Here is an 11910-nt window from a genome sequence, read left to right as displayed (position 1 = left end):
TGGGCACGACGGCCGCTCCGGGCAGCTGCCCGGGCCCGTAAATTACTCACCGGTCGTTGTGGGGCACAACCGTCTGCCCAGGATCCACACACCCGGGGAGCCGGACATGTCCCGCGATAGGTGTAAGGGACCACGGTCGGTGCGGGTCCTCCCCAGTGGGGAGGGGGCTCGCTCCGTCGGGATGAGTTCCGGCTCCCCCACGTCACCGGGCAGCACGACGAGATGGCCTTATCCGGCCCCTACCTTCGAAAGCGAAAGGGGGCGGCAGGGGGCCGTCGCCGCATCACGAGGGGGCAAGCCCGTCATGGGGAACGGAGACATACGGGTGCGGGGCCTGGCCGCCCGGGCCGGCGGCTGGAGCGCCCAGCACCGATGGGCTGCCGTCGGCATCTGGGTGCTGTTCGTGGTCCTGGCGATGGGGCTCGGTTCGGCCGCGGGCCGGGTCGACGTCAACGAGAGCGACCAGCTGAAGGGCGAGACGCACACCGCCACGCGGATCGTCGAGGACGCCGGCATCGACGAGCCGGCCGGTGAGACCGTGCTGATCCAGGCCAGGGGCGGTGACCTGAAGGCGACGGACCCGGAGTTCCGGGACGCCGTCGACGCGGTCGTCCGCGCCGTCGAGGGGACCGGCCGGGTCACCGATGTGACCTCGCCGTACGACACGAAGACGATCTCGAAGGACGGGCGCAGCGCGCTGGTGCAGTTCGACATGCGCGGCGATTCGGACACCGCCGGCGAGCGGGTCGAGCCGGTGCTGGAGGCCGTCGAGGGCGTCCAGCGCGATCACGGAGCGCTGCGGATCGAGGAGATCGGCGGCGCCAGCATGATGAAGACGTTCGCCGACGCGTTCGGCGACGACTTCAAGAAGGCCGAGTACTCCGCGGTGCCGGTGGCCTTCGGCATCCTGCTGATCGCGTTCGGCGCGCTGGTCGCCGCGCTGCTGCCGGTGATGCTGGCCCTCACCGCCATCATGGCGACGATGGGCCTGATGGGCGTCGTCAGCCATGTGATGCCGATGAGCGACACCGCCAACTCCGTGATGCTGCTGGTCGGCATGGCGGTCGGGGTCGACTACTGCCTGTTCTACCTGCGCCGCGAGCGCGAGGAGCGCGAGGCCGGGCGGGACGCGCGGACGGCCCTGCGGATCGCCGCCGCGACCAGTGGCCGGGCGATCGTGGTCTCGGGTGTCACGGTGTGCGTGGCGATGGCGGGCATGCTGTTCACGGGGCTCGCCGAGTTCGAGGCGATGGGCCTGGCCTCGCTGATGGTGGTGGCCGTGGCCATGGTGGGGTCCGTGACGGTGCTGCCCGCGCTGCTGTCGCTGCTGGGCGAGCGCGTCGAGAAGGGCCGTCTGCCGTTCCTGCGGCGGCGCAAGCGGAGCGGCGGCACCCAGGACAGCCGGTTCTGGACGGCCGTGCTGCGGCGTGTGCTGGCCAAGCCGGTTCTCGCCGTCGTCGTGGCGGCCGGTGCGCTGCTGGCCATCTCGGCTCCCGCGCTCGGCATGAAGACGCAACAGCTCACCCTGGACCAGGAGTTCGGCGACTCGCTGCCCATCGTGCAGACGTACAACCGGCTCAACGACGCCTTCCCGGGCGGTTCCGAGCCGGCCGAGGTGATCGTCAAGGCGCACGACATCAACGCGCCGGAGGTGAAGTCCGCGCTCGCCGACTTCCGTGACCGGGCGATCAGTTCGGGGGCCTCGCGGGGCCCGGTGGAGATCAAGCTGCACGACGCGCAGAACGTCGCCTTCGTCTACGTCCCGCTCGTGGGCGGCTCCGACCAGGACAGGGCGGGCGCGAGCCTGGACCTGCTGCGGGACGAGGTGCGTCCGGCCACGCTGGGCAAGGTCGACGGGGTGGAGGCGCCCATCACCGGGCAGGTGGCCGGGTCGAAGGACTTCAACGACCAGCTGGCGGGCGCGGTCGTCCCGGTGTTCGCGTTCGTCGTGGTGTTCGCCTTCGTCCTGATGCTGCTGTCGTTCCGTTCGCTGACCATCGCGGTCACGTCGATCGTGCTGAACCTGCTGTCGGTGGGTGCCGCGTACGGCATCCTCGTCGCGGTCTTCCAGCACGGCTGGGGCGCTTCCCTGGTGGGCGCGGAGGGTGTCGGCGCGATCATCACCTGGCTGCCGCTGTTCCTCTTCGTGATCCTGTTCGGCCTGTCGATGGACTACCACGTGTTCGTCGTCTCCCGGATCCGCGAGGCGCGGCTGCGGGGCCTGGCGACGAAGGACGCGATCCGGCACGGCGTGGTCACCACGGCCGGGGTGGTCACCAGTGCCGCGGTCATCATGGTCGCGGTGTTCGCGATCTTCGGGACGCTGTCCATGCAGTCCATGAAGCAGATGGGTGTCGGCCTCGCGGCGGCGGTGCTCATCGACGCGACGATCATCCGCGGTGTGCTCCTGCCGGCCGTGATGGCGCTGCTCGGTGAGCGCAACTGGTATCTGCCGAAGTGGCTGCACCGGCTGCCGGACCTCACGCACGACGAGACGCCGCGGGCGGTCGCCGCCCCGGCGGAGCGGGACGACGAGGGCGAGCCCCTCAGGGTCTGACCTCCGTCTGATCTCCGTCTGATCTCCGCGGTGGCGTGGGCCGGTCACCAGTGCGCGCTGCCCACCAGGTAGGCGATGCCCGCGAGGACGGCCAGGGCCAGCGCGGGGATCGCCAGCCCCTTCGCCACCGAGGTCAGCGTCTGCGTACCGCCCGCCGCCTGCTCCGTGTACCGCTCCCGCCGCGCGCCCAGGTCGTGCCGGGCGAACGCGCCGACGACCAGCGCCCCGGCACCGGTGATCAGACACACGATGAGCGGTGTGAGCGCCCCGTACTCGCGGATGTTGTCCTCGACATTGCCGTTCACCCCCGCGTCCGCCCGTGCCGCGATGGCCACCGCTCCCCGCTGGATGGTCATGAAGAGCATGGCGAGCGCGGTGACGGCGAGGGCGAGGGCGACACCGGCGAGGGCGGGAGCGCGCCGGGGCGGGGGTTTCCCCCGCGTTTCCTTCGCCGTTTCCGTGGTTTTGGTCGGATCCGTGGTCCTGGTCGGATCCGTGGTCCTGGTCGGATCCGTGGTGCTCGGCGGCTCCGTCGGCCTGGTCGGGATGCGCGAGGGATCGATGAGCACCGTGGGCCGCTTGTCCTCCTGCCGGGGCCCGGGCGTCGTGGAGTCGTTCGAGCGGTGCGGTTCGGGTTCCGGGGTGCCGTCCGCCGGGGCCACCTCCGCCTCGACGTGGATCACGGACTCGTCGGCCACGCCCTTCAGCGCGATGTCGCCGGAGAGGTGCCCCGTGGCGGTCGTGTCGACCTGGACCTCCAGACCGCCGCGGGTCGGATCGACCCGCAGCCACGGCTGTGTGGCCTGAGCCACGCAGTGCCTCGCCAGCGGCGGGCCCTGCATGGTCACGGACCGCTGGGGAGAGGTCGAGCCCCTCGGTATCCGGCCGAAGTCCAGACGGTCCGGTGACGGGGCCAGGCGGATCTCGCTCAAGGCGTTCGCCGCCTGGTCGGCGAGCGGCTGGACCTCGTTGCGGGTGACCTCCGCCAGGTGCTGACGCGCGCCTTCCGCCACGGGCAGCTCGGGACGCCGCAGCCGATGGCACAACTCCGTGACGGCGCCCTGCCGGGTCAGGAACTCCTCGCTGTTCAGGGCCGCCCGCACATGGGGTGGCGAGTCGACGGCGACGATCTTGATGCCGCCGCGCCTGCTGTGTGCCAGATGCAGCTCCCCTTGCAGCTCCGCCGCCTTCTTCGGTGTCTGGTGGGGGTTCTGCTCCCGGACGTGCTGGTAGACGTACTCGTACAGTTCGTCGAGGGAGACGTTGCCGTCCGCGTCGAGGTCGGCCTCGCCGGTCTCCAGGCCCTCGACCACCGCGTGCGTGAACAGCGAGGGCCGCGGCGCGGAGTTCTCGGCGAGTTCGTCGCCCTCGAAGGAGTACTCCATGGAGTCGGACGCGGTGATGACGGCCCAGCCCCGTCCACCGGCCGGCTCGTCCTTCGCGAACGACTCGAGGACGTTGACCTCTCCCGCGGCGCGCACCGAGGCCGAGCCACGGGAGAAGGCGCCGCCGTAGCAGCAGTCGAGGAACAGGACGCTGCGGCCCGCCCGGGTGCCGGACATGCACCCGCGGACGAACTGGGAGGGCACGGCCGTGGCGGCGAGCAGCGTGGGCTCGGTGTCGCTCGCGGCGAAGTACAGCTCGCCGGACTCGCTCTTGAGGCCGTGGCAGGAGAAGTGCAGCAGGAGTGTGTCGGCGCGGCGGCGGTCCTTGAAGAAGCCCTGGATGCGTCTGCGCATGACGTCGGCGGAGGCGTTGTGCACGATCTCCACCTCGAAGTCGCCGATCTGCGGGTCGTGCAGCACCCGTTCGAGGGCGGCGGCGTCCTCGGCGGGTGCCCTGAGCTTCTTGAGCCCCTGGTCGGTGTAGCGGTCGTTGGCGATGATCAGCGCGTGTCTGGAATCCGTCATGGCGCGGCTCCGGCCCTGGAATGGCGCTCGACGAAGAGCTTGAACGCCTCGGTGACCTGTTCGTCGGTCGCCTCGGACACCTCCAGGACGTCGTCGCCCATCCGCAGGTGCAGGGAGGGGTGGGTGTCCTGGCGGCGGCCCAGCCACGAACGGATCACGGTCACCACCTGGTTCAGGGCGGTCGCCGAGCTGCCCAGGGTCACCAGCAGGGCGCCGATCTGGGTGACGTCCACGGCCCGCGTGCCGGGCGGGGCCGGGCCACCGGGGAGCGGGATGACGTCGTCCACGTCGAGATCGAGCAGTTCCTCGCGCAGGTGGGCGGTCAGCTCCGCGACGTGTTCTGCTTCCGCGTCCTCCTCGGTGAGGAGGATGTGCAGTTCGTTCTCCACCGGGTCACCCCCGTGGTCGCGCTGTCGGTTTCCGCATTCACAGGGTCCGTATTCTCAGTTTCCGCTGCTCAGAGCGGTGTGGCAAGTCATCTGGGACACAGTGAAGTTGACGGATCAACCGTAAGGTTGTTCGTTCAACTTGCGCTGGCCCCAAGTACGCGATCGGGCCCTACACCAGCCGCCGCACCTGGAGCACCCGCTCGTCGCAGCGCACGATCTCCAGCTCCCGGTCCGGGCGGGCGCCGCCGAAGGAGAGCGCGAGGTGACGGTCCGACACGAGCCGCCAGCGGCCGGGCACCGCTCCGGGGGCGTCACCGCCGCCCAGCGGATGGTCGACGAAGCCGCCGTCGGGCGCGAACTCCATGCCGCGGCGCCCACGCGCGGGCGGGAAGGGGAAGTCGTCCGGCCGGTAGACCCGGACGTCCTCGTGGTCCTCCTCATAGGAGTGGAACCACGACCGGAACAGGCCCGGCGGGGGCTCTCGCATGATCCGGCCACCCCATTCATCCGAGTTCACACGCATTGCCGCTCTGATACCGAAGTGACTAGAATTATCAGTGTATGGGTTCGGAGGGAACGGGCAACCGACCGCTCCGCCCGGCGTCGCCCGGCCCTCGCGGCGCGTGTCATACGCGCACTTCCGCAGCCGCCGCCCGTGCGGCACACCCCAGCTCCCCCCGGGGGCAAGCCATGTCCGATGCGCAGGCATTCCTTCGCGCCACCTCGCCCGAATACAGCCGCTGGTGCGGCGCCATGGAGGTCCACCGCAGACTCCTCACCCTGAACCCGGAGTACGCCGAGAACCGGGCCCTGATCGAGAACACCGCGTTCGCCTACGAGTCGATGGACCAGGTCACCGCCCGGCAGGGCCTGATCGACGTCCCGGTCGTCGTGCACGTCGTGCACAGCAGCCCCGAGCAGAACGTGAGCGACGCCCAGATCCACAGTCAGATCGACGTCCTCAACCAGGACTTCCGCGCGAGCAACCCGGACGTGAGCAAGGTGCCCGCGGTCTGGCAGGACCTGGTGGCCGACGCGCGCCTGCAGTTCCACCTCGCCCGGACCGACCCGCTGGGCCGCCCCACGGACGGCATCACCCGCACCGAGAGCGCGGTCGACGACTGGGACACCGACGACCTGGTCAAGTTCAGCCTGAGCGGCGGCCAGGACGCCTGGCCCGCGGACATCTACCTGAACCTCTGGGTCTGCCAGTTGCGCCGCGGACTGCTGGGATACGCGCAGTTCCCGGGCGGCGCGGCCTCCACGGACGGCGTGGTCGTCACCCACACCGCCCTCGGGACCACGGGCACCGCCAGGGCGCCGTTCGACGGTGGCCGTACCGCCGTGCACGAGATCGGGCACTGGCTGAACCTGCGGCACATCTGGGGCGACGACGACGAGGGGTGCAGCGGCAGCGACTTCGTGGCGGACACCCCCAACCAGGGCGGCGCCAACACCGGTTCGCCCGCCTTCCCCCATGTGACGTGCAGCAACGGCCCGGACGGCGACATGTTCATGAACTACATGGACTACACCGACGACGCCGCGATGTTCATGTTCACCAAGGGCCAGTCGGCGCGCATGGACGCCACGCTCGACAACGCCCGTCTGACCCTGACCCGCCAGGCCGTCTCGGTGTGACGACGACCTGACGCGGCTCGGCGTCCTACCGCCGGGCGGCGGCCAGTTCGGCCTCGATGAGGTCGGCCGCCCGCCCGGTGCCGCCCTCCTGGGCCGTCTGCGCCTGGAGTTCCTTCAGGCGCTGGGCCACCTCCGGGTCCCCGGCCAGGGCGAGTGCCGCCTTCCGCAGGGTCTCGGCGGTCGCCTCCTCCGTGGCGACCACGCGGGCGACGCCCAGGCCCTGGAGCATCTCCGCGTTGCCGAACTGGTCCACGGCCTGCGGTACGGCGATCATCGGCGTCGCGGTGGCCAGGCCCTCCTGGCTGCCGCCGGCGCCGGCGTGCGTGACGAACAGGTCGGCCTGCTTCAGGATCGCCGGCTGCGGCACCCAGGAGTGCACCTCGACACTGGCCGGGACGTCCGCGAACTCGGCCGGGTCGACGTGCTTGCCGACCGAGAGCACCAGGTGCCAGCCCGGCAGGTCGCCGAACGCCTTGACGCACTCCCGGTAGAAGTCGGGCTGCTTGGTGAAGGCCGAGCCGAGGGACACCAGCACGACCTTCTCGGCGGCGGCCGGGCGCTGCCACTCGCCCTCGGCGGTGCGGTCGCCCTGGCAGGCGCCGACGAAGGAGTACACGCGCTCGTCCACACGGTCCGCGTTCGGCTGGAGCGCCTTGGGGATCAGGACGATCGAGCGGTCGGGCCGGCCCCCGAAGTCGTCGGGGTGCTGTGTGATGCCGTTCTCCTCCAGCCAGGTCTGGAAACGGGCGAAGTAGGCGCGGCCCCGTTCGGTCTTCTTCGGCTCCTCCCACATGGGCCGGGCGACCTCCTCCTCGTACCCCTCCCAGGCGACCATGGCCGGCGAGAGGGAGATCGCGGGGACGCCCCAGCGGTGGGCGAGGACCCGGCCCGGGTAGGAGGCGATGTCGTGCAGCACGAGGTCCGGCTCGTCGCCCTCGTAGGCCTCGATCAGCTGTGGAAGGGCCTGGACGGCGTCGGCGAGGAACGGCTCCACGTGGTCGAGCAGGGTGCTCCCCCACGCCTCCGGGTCGTCGTCGGGCGAGGGCAGCGTGGAGTTCCAGGGCTTCACCTCGGCGCCGGTGTCCGCGACCTTGTCCGCGAAGACGGGCGGGATCGCGTAGGTCACCCGGTGGCCTCGTGCCACGAGTTCGCGGATCACCTCCAGGCTGGGGTTCACGTGTCCGTGGGCGGCGATGGAGAACATGGCGACATGGGCGCGACTGGTCATGCGCCGACCCTACGCGAGACGAGACGTCTCGTGCAACATCTGAACGTCGAAGCGGGCAGCCGTTGGCGCCGGGGCCGGCAGCCGCTGAACGTCAGCGCTGGTAGCGCGCCAGCACCAGGTTGCCGTCCTCCTCCAGCCGCCGGCCCAGTTCGTCGATGCCGATCGCTCCGCTGTAGTACTCCTGGAGCGCCGGGGTGGCGACCTTGTCCTTCCACTCGGGGTAGCCCCGCACGGACTGGGCCGGTGCCGGTCTCAGGTGCCCGGCGAGGGCCGTGCCGGTGGCCCAGCCGTCCTTCGTCCGGTGCAGGGCGGGGTCTTCGAGCGCCTCGGTACCGGTGGGCAGCATCCAGTCGCCGAGGGCGAGACGGACCATGTTCGGCGGTCTGAGGAGGAAGTCGAGGAACTCCGCCGCCTCCTTCTTGTGCGGGCAGTCCTCGGCGATGGAGAGGGTCTGCGGGCTGACGCCCTGGGTGAGTCCGCCGGACCCCGCCGGGGCGGGCAGCACCTGCCAGTCGAAGCCCTCCGGGGCCTGCTGGACGATCTGCTGACGGTAGGAGAAGCCCAGCGGGACCATCGCGTACCGGCCCGCGAAGAAGCCGGGCAGGGTGTCGGAACCGCCGCTGCCCAGGGTCGTGGGCGAGGCGCTGCGGTCGGTGTTCGTCTGGGCGTGGATCGTGCGCGGAACCACCTGGTCTCCCTCTTCGAACCGCACCGTGACCTTGCCGTCCGCACCCCGGTGGAAGAGCTGCCCGCCCGCCGACAGGGAGAGGTTGAGCGTGGCGGAGACGGGTTCCTTCAGTGGCCAGGCCACGCCGTACTTCCCCCGGCCGCCGAGACGTTCGGTGATCCGCCGGAACTCGGCCCAGCTCCAGGGCTCGCCGGGGGTCGGGATCCGTACGCCGGACTTCCTGAGCCAGGTCGCGTTGGCGATGAGCACGCGGGGTTCCTGGAGGAACGGCACGCCGTAGACGCCGTCCCCGAAGGTCGTGGTCTGCCAACTGCGCCGCGGGATGTCCGACTTCAGCCTCGCGGGCAGCAGGCCGGTGAGGTCGGCGAGGTGACCGCCGTAGGCGAAGTCCGCGAGGTCGTCGGAGGCGTCATGGATGATGTCGGGCGCCTCGCCGCCCTCGAAGGCGGTGAGGAGCTGGTCGTGGACGCTGTCCCAGGAGCCCTGGACGTACTCGACCCGGACGTCCGGGTGCATGGCGTTCCACTCCGCCACCAGGTCCTTGCCGGCCTCGACGGACTCCTCCTGCCAGGCCAGGGACTGGAAGCGCAGGGTGATCCGGCCGTCGTCGCGGGTGCCGCCGGAGGAGCAGCCCGCGAGCAGCAGCAGGAGGACCAGGGCGAGCAGTCGGGTGCGCATCAGCTCTTCACCGCCCCGGTGAGCATGCCGCCCGTGATCCGCCGCTGGATGAGCGCGAAGACGACCAGCGACGGCAGGGTCGCGAGGAACGCCGCCGCCGCGAGCGGGCCGAGGTCGGCGACGCCCTCGGCGCCGATGAAGTGGGTGAGGATCACCGGAAGCGTCTGTTTCTCCGGGGTCTTGAGCAGCACCAGCGCGAAGAAGAACTCGTTCCAGGCGGTGATGAACGCGAACAGCGCGGTCGCCACGATGCCCGGCGCGAGCAGTGGCGCGGTCACCGACACCAGCGTCCGCACCCGGCCCGCCCCGTCGACCGCCGCGGCCTCCTCCAGCTCGGGCGGCACGGCCCGTACGTATCCGGCGAGCATCCACAGGGCGAAGGGCAGCGCCCACACCACGTACACCAGCACCAGCCCCGGCACGGAGTTGATCAGCCGGAGGTGCTTCAGCACGAGGAACAGCGGGATGATCAGCAGGACGAACGGGAAGGCCTGGCTGACCACCACCCAGCCGGTCACGGCCTTCGCGAGCCGGGTGCGGCGGCGGGCGACGACGTAGGCCATCGGTGTCGCGATCAGCACGGCGAGGACCGCTGCCGCGAGGGCCGCGAGCAGGGATTTGAGGGCGGCGTGCAGCAGCGGCTGTTCGCCGAAGGCCTGCCGGAAGTTGGCGAGGGTGGGGTCCTTCGGGATCCAGGTCGGGTGCAGGCTGCCCAGCTCGCGCGGCGGCTTGAACGCGGTGGAGACCAGCCAGAGGAACGGGAAGGCGAGGAAGACGAGGTAGGCGAGCAGCGCGGCGTACTGACCCGCGCGGGCCGGTGTGCTGGTCCTCACGCGTCGTCACCTCCCTTGAGCCGGCCGGCGAGGAAGACGGCCAGGGCGATGGAGATGACGGCCACCAGCACGCAGCCCATCGCCGCCGCGTAGCCGAACTGCCCGTAGCGGAAGGCCTCTTCGTAGGCGAAGAGCATCGGCAGCCGGGTCCGGCCGCCGGGGCCGCCGCTGGTCAGCACATAGACCAGGGCGAAGGAGTTGAAGTTCCAGATGAGATTGAGGGCGGTGACGGCGAGGGCGATGGGTTTCAGGGCGGGCCAGGTGACCGTGCGGAAGCGGCGCCAGGCACCGGCTCCGTCGACCGCCGCCGCCTCGTGCAGTTCGCGCGGGGTGTTCTGCAGCCCGGCGAGCAGCGCCACCGTCGTCTGGGGCATGCCCGCCCAGACGCCGACGAGGATCACGGCGGGCAGTGCGGTCGCCAGTCCGCTGAGCCAGTCCCGGCCGCCGCCCAGGCCGATGTCGCGCAGGGTCTCGTTGAGGATGCCCGCGTCGGGGTTGTAGACGAGCCGCCACATGATGCCGACGACGACCTCGGGCATGGCCCACGGGATGATCGCCAGCGCCCTGGCGAGCCAGCGCAGCCGCAGGTCCTGGTTGAGCAGCAGGGCGAGACCCAGCGCGAGGAGGAACTGCGGCACGGTGACGCCGACCGCCCACACCAGCCCGATCCGGAACGACTCCCAGAACAGCGTGTCGTGCAGCAGGTCCCGGAAGTTGAGGGCGCCGATCCACCGCGTGGGTGCGGTGCGGCCCGACTGGGCGTCGGTGAAGGCCAGCAGGATCCCGTACAGCAGCGGCCCGACGCTGAGGACGAGGATCGGGATCAGGGCGGGCAGCACCAGGAACCACGCGCCGTGGTCGACGCCGTGCCGGGGCCGCCCCCTGCCAGGTCTGCGGCCCGCCCGTCCCGTGGGCGGCGAAGGGGAGGACGCCTCGGTCACCGTCGTCACAAAATCAGCCCCTTCGCCCACTCGTCCGGCCTGGTCATGCTCATGAAGGCCAGGTGCCTCGTCAAGGCACCGCGTACGCCGCCCGACCTGTGCCGATGCGACACTGGCCGGTGGATGGCCAGAACCCGACGGTCGAGGCGTGAGTGACGGAGGCGGACGATGGACGAGGCACGGGCGCGGGACGTACTGGCCGCGGCAGGGGTGCTGCCCGGCACGGTCGGCCAGGCACGGTTGCTCGCCCTGGGCGAGAACGCGGTGTTCGCCGCCGGTGACCTGGTCGTCAAGGTCGGCCGGGACGCCGAGCTCCTGGAGCGGGCCCGCCGCGAACTGGACATCGCGGTGTGGCTCGCCGAGGCGGGCGTGCCGGCGGTGCGCGCGGCGGAGCCGAAGGCGCTGCTGGTCGACGGGCATCCGGTGACGGTGTGGCATCGGCTGCCGGACGCCGTGCGGCCCGCCGAGCCGCGGGACTTGGCCGAACTGCTGCGGGTCGTGCATGCCACGCCCCTGCCTCCCTTCGAACTCCCGGCCCGCGATCTGCTGGGCGGGGTGGAGCGGTGGCTGCGGCTCGCGGGGGACGCGATCGATCCCGCGGACGCGGCCTATCTGCGCGAGCGGCGGGACGGGTTCGCCGCGCGGGCCGCCGCGCTCACGCCGCACCTGCCGCCGGGGCCCATCCACGGCGACGCGCTGCCCCGCAATGTGCAGGTCGAACCCGACGGACCCGTGCTGGTGGATCTGGAGACGGTGTCCGCGGATCTGCGCGAGCACGATCTCGTGGTGATGGCGCTCTCCCACGACCGGTACGGAATGCCGGACGAGGCGTACGCCTCGTTCACGGAGACCTACGGCTGGGACGTCCGCGCGTGGGACGGCTGCGGGGTGCTGCGCGGCGCCCGGGAGACGGCCAGTTGCGCGTGGGTGGCGCAGCACGCGCCGAGCAACCCGAAGGCACGGGCCGAGTTCGAGCGGCGGGTGCGGTCCTTGAGGGACGGGGACGAGACGGTGCGCTGGTACCCCTTCTGACCGCCGGACACCG

At 71.2% G+C, this 11910-nt stretch carries 10 protein-coding genes; 3 read left to right on the top strand and 7 right to left on the bottom strand.

What is annotated here, in order from left to right; genetic code table 11:
- The first annotated feature begins 304 nt into the window (after positions 1 to 304).
- A complete protein-coding gene (locus ACFZDE_RS24860; protein WP_391203135.1) occupies positions 305 to 2557 on the top strand; it encodes an MMPL family transporter in 2253 nt (750 codons plus the stop codon).
- A gap of 44 nt (positions 2558 to 2601) precedes the next feature.
- Here ACFZDE_RS24860 and ACFZDE_RS24855 read toward each other — a convergent pair whose 3' ends face one another.
- The 3 genes from ACFZDE_RS24855 to ACFZDE_RS24845 form a co-directional block, all read right to left on the bottom strand.
- A complete protein-coding gene (locus ACFZDE_RS24855) occupies positions 2602 to 4467 on the bottom strand; it encodes a caspase family protein (protein WP_391203132.1) in 1866 nt (621 codons plus the stop codon).
- Positions 4464 to 4856, bottom strand: coding sequence for a hypothetical protein (locus ACFZDE_RS24850; RefSeq protein WP_391203129.1), 393 nt, complete (start codon positions 4854 to 4856; stop codon positions 4464 to 4466). The genes ACFZDE_RS24855 and ACFZDE_RS24850 overlap by 4 nt, the downstream gene beginning before the upstream one ends.
- Before the next feature lie 169 nt (positions 4857 to 5025).
- A complete protein-coding gene (locus ACFZDE_RS24845; RefSeq protein WP_390994083.1) occupies positions 5026 to 5343 on the bottom strand; it encodes a hypothetical protein in 318 nt (105 codons plus the stop codon).
- A gap of 203 nt (positions 5344 to 5546) precedes the next feature.
- Here ACFZDE_RS24845 and ACFZDE_RS24840 point away from each other — a divergent pair, with 203 nt between their 5' ends.
- Positions 5547 to 6497 (top strand): M43 family zinc metalloprotease, encoded by a 951-nt coding sequence (locus ACFZDE_RS24840; RefSeq protein WP_390994084.1) that lies wholly within the window; start codon positions 5547 to 5549, stop codon positions 6495 to 6497.
- Between the two features lie 25 nt (positions 6498 to 6522).
- On the opposite strand, the gene mgt is transcribed toward ACFZDE_RS24840, so the two are convergent.
- The 4 genes from mgt to ACFZDE_RS24820 form a co-directional block, all read right to left on the bottom strand.
- Complete coding sequence (gene mgt, locus ACFZDE_RS24835; protein ID WP_391203126.1) at positions 6523 to 7725, bottom strand: macrolide-inactivating glycosyltransferase; 1203 nt, start codon at positions 7723 to 7725, stop codon at positions 6523 to 6525.
- Positions 7726 to 7816: 91 nt separating this feature from the next.
- The gene (locus ACFZDE_RS24830) at positions 7817 to 9091 is read right to left on the bottom strand and encodes an extracellular solute-binding protein (RefSeq protein ID WP_391203123.1); all 1275 of its coding nucleotides are present in this window, start codon (positions 9089 to 9091) and stop codon (positions 7817 to 7819) included.
- Positions 9091 to 9924, bottom strand: a complete 834-nt coding sequence (locus ACFZDE_RS24825; RefSeq protein ID WP_391203120.1) for an ABC transporter permease subunit — start codon at positions 9922 to 9924, stop codon at positions 9091 to 9093. Before ACFZDE_RS24825 ends, ACFZDE_RS24830 begins: the two co-directional genes overlap by 1 nt.
- On the bottom strand, positions 9921 to 10874 hold the full coding sequence (locus tag ACFZDE_RS24820) for an ABC transporter permease subunit (protein ID WP_391203117.1): 954 nt from the start codon (positions 10872 to 10874) through the stop codon (positions 9921 to 9923). The genes ACFZDE_RS24825 and ACFZDE_RS24820 overlap by 4 nt, the downstream gene beginning before the upstream one ends.
- Positions 10875 to 11033: 159 nt before the next feature.
- On the opposite strand from ACFZDE_RS24820, the gene ACFZDE_RS24815 reads away from it, so the two are divergent.
- The gene (locus tag ACFZDE_RS24815) at positions 11034 to 11897 is read left to right on the top strand and encodes a phosphotransferase (protein WP_391203114.1); all 864 of its coding nucleotides are present in this window, start codon (positions 11034 to 11036) and stop codon (positions 11895 to 11897) included.
- Positions 11898 to 11910: the final 13 nt, after the last annotated feature.

Origin of the sequence: Streptomyces sp. NPDC007929, assembly GCF_042959065.1 — a bacterium.
In the GTDB taxonomy this organism is placed as follows: Bacteria; Actinomycetota; Actinomycetes; order Streptomycetales; family Streptomycetaceae; genus Streptomyces.
The sequence above is the reverse complement of the archived record's forward strand: the minus strand, read 5'-3'. Positions and strand labels throughout refer to the sequence as shown.

Coding starts and splice junctions, on each gene's coding strand:
- ACFZDE_RS24845 (WP_390994083.1), bottom strand. CDS start 5,343: ATGCGAGAGCCCCCGCCGGGCCTGTTCCGGTCGTGGTTCCACTCCTAT.
- ACFZDE_RS24830 (WP_391203123.1), bottom strand. CDS start 9,091: ATGCGCACCCGACTGCTCGCCCTGGTCCTCCTGCTGCTGCTCGCGGGC.
- ACFZDE_RS24840 (WP_390994084.1), top strand. CDS start 5,547: ATGTCCGATGCGCAGGCATTCCTTCGCGCCACCTCGCCCGAATACAGC.
- mgt (WP_391203126.1), bottom strand. CDS start 7,725: ATGACCAGTCGCGCCCATGTCGCCATGTTCTCCATCGCCGCCCACGGA.
- ACFZDE_RS24815 (WP_391203114.1), top strand. CDS start 11,034: ATGGACGAGGCACGGGCGCGGGACGTACTGGCCGCGGCAGGGGTGCTG.
- ACFZDE_RS24860 (WP_391203135.1), top strand. CDS start 305: ATGGGGAACGGAGACATACGGGTGCGGGGCCTGGCCGCCCGGGCCGGC.
- ACFZDE_RS24855 (WP_391203132.1), bottom strand. CDS start 4,467: ATGACGGATTCCAGACACGCGCTGATCATCGCCAACGACCGCTACACC.